Genomic DNA, 9,095 nt, shown 5'->3' with positions numbered 1-9,095 from the left:
CGTTAAGAATCCATACTGGCCGGAGTGGGTTCACGGACAGTCTAAACGGGCGTGGACGGGATGTAAGACTTTTCGGAGCAATCCTGGATGAAGCGTCAAAATTGGCCGAAGAGAGGCGGCCTTCCAAGCTTGCGGTTTAGGCAGGTTTGGTAAACCAGGTGCGAGGTCTTGAGCCGGAGAATGGGTAAGAGGGGGTGGAAGACAGTGAAGTCCAGGGACAGGGTGATGGCAGCCATCAAAGGCACAAAGCCTGGCAGGCCCCCCAGGGGTGAGTTCTGGCTGGGAGACGACCTGGTCCGGGGACTCCTGGAAATCCAGGGCCCTGTGGGCCGGGAGGCCCGAGGGGATGCCCTGGCTTCCCTCGGTTTTGACCTGGTGGCCGTGGCATGTGTCCCGGCACCGGGCGTACCAGTCTCCCCAGGGGTGTTCCAGGAGATCGAAGCCTGGAGCGCCGGCACGGATTTCTTTGTCTTCGCCCAGGTGGGAGGATGCTTCAGTGACATCATGTGGGCGGTGGGATGGAAGGAGTTCCTCACCAGGATGAAGGAAGACCCAGGGTCCCTGGCAAGGGCCTCCAGGGACTGGTGCCTGGGCCAGGCTGAAGTCGTATCCATGGCCGCGCGCTCCGGGGCCAGTGGCATCCTCATAGGGGATGACCTGGCCTATGCCCATGGTACCTTCGTATCCCCGGAAGACCTCCGCAGGCTCTTCCTGCCCAACCTCGGGCCGGTGCTGGAGGCCGCGGAGCGCCAGGGACTCCCAGTGATGCTCCACTCCGACGGGAACATCAACGGCATTCTGCCAGACCTCGTGGCCCTGGGTATTCACGGGATCCACTCCCTGGACCCGGACTCGGGCATGAGCCTGGCGGGAGTCAAGCGAGACTACGGGAAGCAGATCACACTGATGGGAAACGTGTCCACTCATGTGCTGGCCACCGGGACGCCGGAAGAGATACGAAGGCATACCCTGGATGCCATTAGGGCAGGAGCCCCGGGGGGCCGCTACATCCTGGCATCCTCCGGGGGGTTCCTGGACGGAGAGGTGTCCGTGGAGAACCTCGTGGAGATGTACCGGACTGCGGACGAGGCAGGGCGGGACCCCTGGGAGTAGTCCCTGGAAACGCGACCTCGCCCTGCACACCGGGGCTGGCACTAGTCAGACACCCCGGTGTTGTGTTTTCTGCGAGGAATAATCGAAACACTGTAAACAGGAACAAACAGTGTCCGTGCTTCCCAATCAGGCGAAAACGGCCCTTCAGCTGGAGGCCTCATGGTGGCGGCCAGGGAGAGACCATCTGGCAAAGAAACCTCAAGGTCATGGAGAAGGCGGAGGCGCTTAGAGACAGCGATCATGGAGCCCCCTCAGATAGCGTTAGCAGATGAGTTCGTAGAGGTGCTCTGCCTGGAAGCGCAGGGCGCTCAGATGGCAATAACTGGCCGGTCACGCATGCGCTGATGCCTTAAGGTGAAGATAGCCTCGAACTGCCTCGGGCTCCCAGTGCAGGCGAGTTCTCCCATCATTTCAGTTCGTACGATTTCTTGCATGCATTACGTCCGATATGGTATGATGTTTGTGCGAGGTGATGAATATGGATGATATGACAAGAGTTGTTACGGCAACCGAGTTCAAGATGAATCTCGGTAAGTACATTGACTACGTGATCCAGGACCACGAGGTCGTCGTTACGAAGAACGGTAAGAAAGCCGTGAGACTCACACCCTATATCACAGAGATCGAACGATACTTTACCGTCAGGGAACATGCCCTGGATTACCAGTATGGGGGCAAGAAGGTCTCCTACGAAGAGTTCATGGAGATCTCCGAAAAGAGCGATCTTAGAATGGAGTACATCAATGGCGAAATAGTCCTCTTGGATTCCCCAGATACCTACCACCAGGATATCGCCGGTAATCTCTATGTGTGCCTGCGAGGATACATGGAAGCTAAGAAGTGCAAGGTCTTCTTCGCACCCTTCGATGTTCACTTCTACAAGAAGGATCTCAAAACGCCTGATGTGATGCAGCCAGATCTACTCGTTGCCTGTGACCTCGAGGGTACCATAAACGAGAAAGGAAAGTACATGGGCACACCCACACTCTGTGTTGAGATACTGTCGAGGAGCACCCGTTCAAAGGACATGGTTGATAAGCTCAATACGTATATGCTATCCGGTGTGAGGGAGTTCTGGGTGGTTGACCCCAATAAGCATTTAGTCCTGGTCTATGGCTTTAGTGACTCCAAAATCGATGAATATGCTACATACGGGTCTGGAGATACCGTGGTTTCCTACTTCTTTGATGGCCTGGAGATCACGGTAGATAAGACATTCCAGTTCTAGGGGGCCGGATTGGCAAGATCACCCGTTGGAGGGGGACCCATAACAGCCGGTCAGCCTGTACGATGGGACACTTGATGCCGTATCCCATCGTACGTCTCCCACCACACCCGCTAGTATCCGTCAAACGTGGTCTTCGATCCCTTCTGCCACCTGCTTCAGATAGATGGCGCGTGGTGGCCAGGCTCCTATTGGAAATCCGGCTCCACGCATGGAGACCCTGGGGCACGCCGCAGGCAATGCGGCGTTCAGCGTATTCACCGGAAAACCGGGCTTTGGGCATGTACGGCTGGGAGTCCAAAAGGCCGTACCCCCTTGGGACTGGTATAGCCGGGTGAAGACCCGGATTGGCAGTTGTCGTCCTTGCCAATGGTACCGCAATACTGGCGGGCTACACCGACCGGCTCTTTTTCCCTTTCTGGGGCTTCTGGGGACTCGCTGGGGTTAAGCGTGATCACACCTGGGTTTTGCCACGACCTCCCGGATTACCGTGTCGAAGAAGTGATTGGAGTGGGCGGGCCTCAAGATGATGGCCGTGTCCAGCCCCCTGCCAGTACCGCCGCAAGCCATGATGTCCTCACCGTAGGGAACCAGTCCTGCGTCCAGTGCCATGACTGAAGCCTCCACGCACACCTTGGTGCCTTGCCCGAACATGCGCAGCGTTGCCGAGACTATCCCACCCGGGTAGAGGCCTCCCCACTTGTTGGTGACCGCCCTCTCCACGTTGGCCAGGAGGTGCGTGGTGGTGAGCACCCCTGCACCCTTCTCCTGGAGGAGGCGAATGGTTTCAGGATCGCACTCGTTCACCCCGGGTTCCTTGTAGCCCTGGTGGTGCGTGACCACCACCAGGTTAAGGCCGCTGGGCAGCATCTCCAGGGCCGCCCTGGCGGTCCGGCCTGTTGTGGATGTCACCACCAGGTACCCTATTCCCGCCTCCTTGGCCCGGGTGAATGCTGCCTCCAGCGTTTGCCCGGTCAGCTTGGCTCCGGCCGAATCCCAGTAAGGCACTGTGTCCAACCCCCTTGGCTTGATGCTGAACCCACACTTCGGAGAAGGCCTTGCGGAATCCTCCAACGCGCCCCAGGGAAGCTATCCCCATCCCTCCTACTTTCCCCCGGACGGGGGCATCCTTTGTACTGGGCGCTACAGTGAGGTCTGACTACTGGGGGGGTCTCTTTGCTCAAGGATGGGGTTCGTGTGGGTATCTGGGGGCTGGGTGCCATGGGGTCTGGCATGGCCAGGCTGGCGCTAAAGAGGAGGGGCCTTGAAGTCGTGGCTGCCGTTGCCAAAAGGCCTGGAAAGGCTGGAAGAGACCTGGGGGAGGTGCTTGGACTTGACGCTGAGACTGGCGTCAGGGTGTCCTTGGACCCCCGGAAGGCATTCGGGGAGGGCGCACCCAATGTGGTGCTCCACTCCACGGGCTCCCTGGTGAGAGAGGTATACCCCGAGGTACTACTCCTGTGCGAGATGGGCACCCACGTGGTGAGCGTCGCTGAGGAAATGGCCTTCCCCTGGGCCCAGTGGCCTCGGGAGGCCGAAGAGATGGATAAGGCCGCTCTGAAGGCGGGAGTGACGCTGCTGGGAACAGGCATCAACCCAGGTTTCGTCCTGGACGCGCTGATCCTCTGTCTCACGGGTGCCACGGCAGAGGTCACCTGTGTCAAGGCCCGGCGGGTCAATGACCTGTCGCCCTTTGGACCTACGGTCATGAGGACCCAGGGGGTGGGCACCACCCCGGAGGAATTCGAGAAGGGCTTGGAGGACGGCACCATTGTGGGACATATAGGCTTTCCTGAATCCATATCCCTGGTGGCAAAGGCGCTCGGCTGGAGGCTCGACCGGATCATCCAGGAACGCCATCCCATAATCAGTAAGAGCCGCAGGGAGACTCCCTATGTGAGGGTTAGTCCTGGAATGGTGGCGGGCTGCCGCCACACCGCCAGGGGCATCGTGGGAGGCAAGGTAGTTATCGAAATGGAACACCCCCAGCAGATCCATCCCGAGACCGAGGGGACCCGGACCGGGGACTACATCGAGATCCAGGGCGTACCATGCATCAACATGGCTATCCAGCCGGAGATCCCGGGAGGCACCGGCACCATCGCCGTGGCCCTCAACATGGTCCCCGTGGTCCTTGAGGCAAGACCAGGACTCTTGACCATGGCGGACCTGCCGGTGCCCAGGGGTGTGGGCCACGAAAGGGGGGACCGCCAGTGAAGGTCAAGGCGGGCACCTGGGTTCAGGTAAGGGCTACCGTGTTGTCTCCTGGGGAAAGGGCGCCCGCTGTGCCTCCGGACACCGCGAGGGTGCCCCTGGAGATGCGAGTAAAGGGTTTCCTCCTGGAGGAGACTGAGATGGGAAAAGAGGCATGTGTGAGTACCGTCACGGGAAGACGTGCCAGGGGCACCCTGGAGGCAGTGGAGCCCTGGCACACCCACGGGTTTGGCGAGGCCATCCCTGAACTCCTCACCATTGGGCCTGAACTCAGGAAATTCCTGGGGGGTGACCCCTCGTGAGATCCTACCCTGGGACGATGGCTCGCCGCAACGAGATCATGATGGCGTCGGTGGGCATCGATTACCAGCGCTTTAATGAAGGCATCCTGGCCTTCAACTACGAAGCCATGATGGAAGAGGTCGGTTACGGGTTGGAGGAGGTAACCCGGATCCAGAAGGGGGTGTCCGTGGGCAACACACCCCTTATCGAGCTCAGGAACCTCACCCGGCTAGCCAGGCGCCTGGCGCCCCCGGGGAAGGGCGCCCGGATCTTCCTTAAGGACGAGGCCGCCAACCCCTCTGGGAGTTTCAAGGATCGTCGCGCCGCGCTCTCGGCCTACCACGCCAAGACCCTGGGCTACAAAGGCATGATCGCTGCTACCAGCGGTAACTACGGTGCCGCGGTGGCCTCCCAGGCTGCGGCCCTGGGACTGGAGTGCATAGTGGCCCAGGAGGTTTACGACAGCCAGGGCCGGGGGCAGCCCGAGATACTGGAGAAGGGCAGGAAGTGCGAGGCCTACGGGGCCGAGGTTGTCCAGCTTACGGTGGGCCCCGAGCTGTTCTACGTGTTCCTCCTTCTCCTGGAGGAGACGGGCTACTTCAATGCGTCGCTCTACACCCCCTTCGCGATAGCCGGCATAGAGACACTGGGCTATGAGGTAGGGACACAGGTTACATCCCAGGTGGGAAGGCCCCCTGCCGCAGTGCTGGTTACCCACGCAGGCGGGGGGAATATCACGGGAACCGCCAGGGGACTTAGGAAGGCAGGGTGCCAGTCCACGCATGTGGTGGCCGTGAGCGTGGATCTTTCTGGCCTTCACATGGCATCGGACAGGGACTTCAACCGGAAGTCCTTCACAACAGGGCACACGGGCTTCGGCGTTCCCTTTGCCACCTGGCCAGACCGGGTGGATGTCCCCAGGAACGCCGCCAGGCCCCTCCGGTACATGGACCGCTATGTTACCGTCTCCCAGGGGGAGGTCTTCTATGTCACCGAGGCGCTGTCCCAGCTGGAGGGGCTGGAGAGGGGACCGGCGGGGAACACCTCCCTGGCCGCTGCCCTGGTCATTGCCGGGGAGTACCCTGAGGACGAAGCGGTAGTGGTCCAGGAGACGGAGTACACAGGTGCGGGGAAACTCCCCTCCTCCCAGCTCTCCTTCGCCAGGGGGCTGGGGGTAAAGGTCAGGCGGGGAGACCCCGGAGAGAGCATCCCCGGCCAGAGCATAGTCACCCCGGAGCACCCTGGGCAGCTCAGGCTGACTGAAGTGGACCTGGAGGGCCTTGCCCGCTCCTACCTGAGGAAGGCCCTGGCCGCCCTGGAGGGCAAGAGCCTGGATGCCAGCACCGTGTGCTTCCTAGCCCAGGAGGTGAGGCAGAGCGAGGATTTCGTGAGGGAATTCGCCAGCGTCTCCGCCCAGGAGTCACGCTAGCCCTGGGGAGGACCTTGCACTGGGGGGTCCTGCCTGCCCCCGGCATTTACCGCCCCCTGGCAGGGAGCCATAGCCCGGCAGGGATTCACGTGGATCAGGACCTCAGACACCTCTGGAAGGCTGCTCCTAAGGCACTCCTTCACCCTCGCGGCTATGGAGTGTCCCTCTTTCACGTTGAGGTCCTGATCCACACCTATCTTGACGTCCAGGTGCAGGCTAGAGCCGTAGGACCGGGCCTTGACACAGTGAACCTCCCTCACCCGGGGCACGGAACCCACCAGTTCCTCCGCAAGCCTCACCCTCTCCGGGCAGGGCTGCGCATCCAGTAACTGGTTGAGGGCGCCCCAGCCCAGCCTGGCTCCCACCCGGGCTATCAGGAAGCATATAACCAGGCTGGCCCATGGGTCCGCTTGGGAGAGGCCCATCCTTGCCCCGGCTATACCGGCAAGCACCACCATGGATATGATGGCGTCACACCGGTGGTGCCAGGCGTCGGCCTCGAGGGCCACGCTTCCCAGGATCCTTGAGGCTCTCATGGTGTGGCGATACATGGCCTCTTTCGCAGGGATGGCCAGAACCGCCATCCAGAGGGCCATCACACCCGGGACTTCCCGGGGCTCCCTGAAGATGTCTAGGGAAGAACGGCCCAGGGAATAACCCACGTAGATCAGGACACCAGCCAGGGCTAAGGCCACCAGGCTCTCAACCTTGCCATGGCCATAGGGATGGTCACTGTCCGGGGGCTTCCTGGCTATGGTGAGCCCCAGGAGCACCCCGGAACTGGTAAGGACATCAGCAGCGGAGTGCACCGCCTCGGTCAGGAGGGCCATGCTTCCGGACCAGATGCCGGCGGTTGCCTTCGAGCAAACCAGCAGTACATTCCCTGCCAGGGTAGCCAGGACTGTCCTGCGCCCTAGGTCCACCGCGGCTACCCCCCCCTTTGCGGGCCTTGAGACCCTGATCCACCCTATGCCCTGGGGGAGGCAGTTGACCCCGGGGTGAAGGCTGTAGTGGCGGGGATTGGGGAAGTGGAGGCCGGGGTCAGTCTCCCAGGTGACCCCTGATGACCTGGGCCAGGTTCCGTCCCACTCCAGGGACCCTGGCGATCTCGTCCACACTGGCGCTGGCAAGCCCCTTGACTGACCCGAAGGCCTTGAGTAGAGCCCGCTTCCTCGCAGGGCCCACCCCAGGGATCTCATCCAGCCTCGAACGGCGGTTCTGGGCACTCCTGGCACTCCGGTGGTAGCCCAGGGCAAACCGGTGGGCCTCATCCCTCAGGCGCATAAGGTGCCTGAGGGCTGGGGAGTTCCTTGGGAGTTCCAGGGGGTCTGCCAAACCGGGCACGTGGAGGCGCTCCTCCTCTTTGGCCAGGGCCGCCAAGGGGAGACTAAGATTCATCTCCTCCATGTCCCTCAGCACCACGCCAAGGTGGGCCTTCCCCCCATCCAACACGATGAGGTCAGGCAGTCCCCAGGCCCCCGCCTCCCCGGAGAGCCCTCGCTTCAGGCGCCTCTCCACCACCTCCCGCATCATGCGGTAGTCATCGGGTTCGTCCCCTGTCTTTACCTTAAACCTTCGATAGAGGTCTTTCCTGGTCTCGCCGTCCACGGAAACCACCATGGATCCCACGGGCTGTTTACCCTGGAGATTGGAGATGTCAAAGCACTCGATGCGCCGGGGAGGCGACTTGAGCCCCAGGACCGCCGCCAGATCCTCGTTTGCCCGGAAGGATGGCTCCTCGAGGAGGGCCCCCTCCAGGACTACACTGGCATTCCTGGAAGCCATCTCCACCAGGCGCCTCTTCTCTCCCCTCTTGGGCACCGCTAGGCAGCACCTGCCATTCCCGAGGGTGCCCAGCCACTTCGCCAGTATCCCTAGTTCCTCCGGTTCCTGGGGAAGGAGCACCTCGGCTGGGGCCGGTGAGTCCGCATAGTGCTGCCCAAGGAAGGCCGAGAGGATCTCCCCGGTGCTCACTTCACTGGTATCCCTGAGGATGTAGGGTTTCTGTCCCACCAGCTTCCCATCCCTGATGAACATGACCAGCACCACTGAGAGGTGCTCCTCTTGAGCCAGGCCCACAACGTCCTGTTCCCAGCTGGAGGTGGAAATGACCTTCTGTTCCTCCCTTAGCCTGTCGATGGCGGCAATCTGGTCCCTGAGGCGAGCGGCGCCCTCGAAGTCCAGGGCCTCGCTCCTCTGTTCCATCCTCTCCTGGAGGATCCGTCTCACCTCGGCGTGGCGACCCTCCAGGAACAGGCACATCTCCTTCACCATGGCCGTGTATTCCTCCCGGGTTACCCTGTCCTGGCAAGGGCCCATGCAGCGCCCAATGTGGAAGTTCAAGCAGGGCCTGGCGGCGGTGGCCAGCACCCGGTCGGAGCAGGTCCTGAAGGGGTAGAGCCAGCGACAGAGCCGCAGGGTCTCGTGCACGGTGTTGGCGGGGTAGTAGGGGCCGAAGTAGCGGGCGCCATCCTTCTTCGCCTGGCGGGCCAGGGTCGCCCTAGGCCATTTCTCGCCCGTGGACACCTTTATGTAAGGGTAGTTCTTGTCATCCCTGAGGGTTATATTGTACCGGGGCTTGTGGCGCTTGATGAGATTGGACTCCAGGGCCAGGGCCTCCATCTCAGTGTCGGTGACGATGAAGCGCACCGCGGCGGCTCGCTCCATCATCGCCCGGGTGCGGTCGGACTTCCCCCGGGCCAAGCCGAAGTAGCTGCGTACCCTGGGCCTCAGGGACGCAGCCTTGCCCACGTAGAGCACCTCTCCAGAGGCATCCTCGAAGAGATACACGCCGGGCGATACCGGTATGCGTTCAGCCTCTATGTCCAGCAC

8 protein-coding genes are annotated in these 9,095 nt (G+C 61.6%); 5 read left to right on the top strand and 3 right to left on the bottom strand.

Annotated elements, in window-relative coordinates:
• Positions 1-204 precede the first annotated feature (204 nt).
• A complete protein-coding gene (locus tag AB1576_05655) occupies positions 205-1,113 on the top strand; it encodes a uroporphyrinogen decarboxylase family protein (GenBank protein MEW6081252.1) in 909 nt (302 codons plus the stop codon).
• Between the two features lie 478 nt (positions 1,114-1,591).
• Entirely contained in the window at positions 1,592-2,341 is a 750-nt protein-coding gene (locus tag AB1576_05650) for a type II toxin-antitoxin system Phd/YefM family antitoxin (GenBank protein MEW6081251.1), read from the top strand.
• A gap of 441 nt (positions 2,342-2,782) precedes the next feature.
• Here the strand turns inward: AB1576_05650 and AB1576_05645 are convergent, their stop codons facing one another.
• A complete protein-coding gene (locus AB1576_05645) occupies positions 2,783-3,346 on the bottom strand; it encodes a pyruvate kinase alpha/beta domain-containing protein (protein ID MEW6081250.1) in 564 nt (187 codons plus the stop codon).
• A gap of 168 nt (positions 3,347-3,514) precedes the next feature.
• Here AB1576_05645 and ord point away from each other — a divergent pair, with 168 nt between their 5' ends.
• From ord to ortB, 3 genes are read left to right on the top strand one after another with little or no spacing between them, the layout of a single operon-like run.
• Positions 3,515-4,555 carry a 2,4-diaminopentanoate dehydrogenase gene (gene ord, locus AB1576_05640; GenBank protein ID MEW6081249.1) on the top strand — a complete coding sequence of 347 codons (1,041 nt, stop codon included), beginning with the start codon at positions 3,515-3,517 and terminating at the stop codon, positions 4,553-4,555.
• Entirely contained in the window at positions 4,552-4,854 is a 303-nt protein-coding gene (gene ortA / locus AB1576_05635; GenBank protein ID MEW6081248.1) for a 2-amino-4-oxopentanoate thiolase subunit OrtA, read from the top strand. The genes ord and ortA overlap by 4 nt, the downstream gene beginning before the upstream one ends.
• Complete coding sequence (ortB, locus tag AB1576_05630; GenBank protein ID MEW6081247.1) at positions 4,851-6,263, top strand: 2-amino-4-oxopentanoate thiolase subunit OrtB; 1,413 nt, start codon at positions 4,851-4,853, stop codon at positions 6,261-6,263. Before ortA ends, ortB begins: the two co-directional genes overlap by 4 nt.
• Here the strand turns inward: ortB and AB1576_05625 are convergent.
• Positions 6,260-7,186, bottom strand: a complete 927-nt coding sequence (locus AB1576_05625) for a cation diffusion facilitator family transporter (GenBank protein MEW6081246.1) — start codon at positions 7,184-7,186, stop codon at positions 6,260-6,262. The two genes, ortB and AB1576_05625, sit on opposite strands and share 4 nt — an antisense overlap.
• A 118-nt stretch (positions 7,187-7,304) precedes the next feature.
• Entirely contained in the window at positions 7,305-9,095 is a 1,791-nt protein-coding gene (uvrC, locus tag AB1576_05620; GenBank protein MEW6081245.1) for an excinuclease ABC subunit UvrC, read from the bottom strand.

Source organism: Bacillota bacterium (genome assembly GCA_040754315.1).
GTDB lineage: Bacteria > Bacillota > Sulfobacillia > DUSP01 > JBFMCS01 > JBFMCS01.
Note: the sequence above shows the minus strand (reverse complement) of the source record. Positions and strands in the feature narration are given on the sequence as shown.

Bases quoted from the DNA above. Each gene is read 5' to 3' on its own strand.
- AB1576_05650 (MEW6081251.1), top strand. From the start codon at position 1,592: ATGGATGATATGACAAGAGTTGTTACGGCAACCGAGTTCAAGATGAAT.